Genomic DNA, 837 nt, shown 5'->3' on the forward strand with positions numbered 1-837 from the left:
TAGGGTCAGGATTCATAACCAGTAGATGACGGTTGCAGCGAGTGCGATGGCTGAGAGGAACACCTTGGGACAGCGGTCATAGCGTGTCGCCACGCGTCTCCAATCTTTGAGCCTGCCAAACATGATCTCGATGCGGTTGCGCCGCTTGTATCGGCGCTTGTCGTATTTCACCTTCGTCGTGCGCTGTTTTCGGCCCGGGATACAGGCGCGTATCCCTTTGTCTTTCAACGCGTCTCGGAACCAGTCGGCGTCATAGCCGCGATCTCCGAGSAGCCAGTCGACCTTGGGTAGGCTGCTCAGTAGCGCCCGCGCACCGATGTAGTCGCTGACCTGTCCAGCGGTGACGAACAGGCTGAGCGGTCGCCCTTGGCTGTCGCAAATGGCATGCAGTTTGGTATTCATGCCGCCCTTGGTTCGACCGATCAGGCGACCGCGCCCCCCTTTTTCGCGGCCATGCTGGTCGCGGTGCGGTGGGCTTTCAGATACGTCGCGTCGATCATCACGGTCTTTTCCCCTCCGTGTTTGGCAGCCAGGCCGACCATCATCTGGGCGAAGATGCCTTTCTCGCTCCAACGCTTCCACCGGCTGTAAAGCGTCTTGTGCGGTCCGTAGGCTTCCGGAGCGTCTCGCCAGCGCAACCCATTGCGATTGATGAAGATAATCCCACTCAACACCCGTCTGTCATCGACCCGCGGCTTACCGTGCGACTTCGGGAAGAAAGGGGAAAGCTTGGCCATCTGCTCGTCGGTCAGCCAGAAAAGGTCGCTCATGTCACCGCTCCGTTTTCCGAGCCGTGAATCACGCAGCGCGTTGGAAATCAATGCATCCTGACCCTAG

The 837-nt window shown here is 59.1% G+C and carries 1 protein-coding gene; it reads right to left on the reverse strand.

The genetic code is table 11. The features are described from left to right. Nucleotides 1–12: 12 nt before the first annotated feature. A protein-coding gene (locus tag FLO80_RS21750; protein ID WP_149187120.1) for an IS5 family transposase occupies nt 13–770 on the reverse strand; the annotation gives its coding sequence in 2 pieces (ribosomal slippage) (nt 13–446 and nt 446–770; 759 coding nt in all). Nucleotides 771–837: the final 67 nt, after the last annotated feature.

Source organism: Aquicoccus porphyridii (assembly GCF_008369105.1).
GTDB lineage: Bacteria > Pseudomonadota > Alphaproteobacteria > Rhodobacterales > Rhodobacteraceae > Aquicoccus > Aquicoccus porphyridii.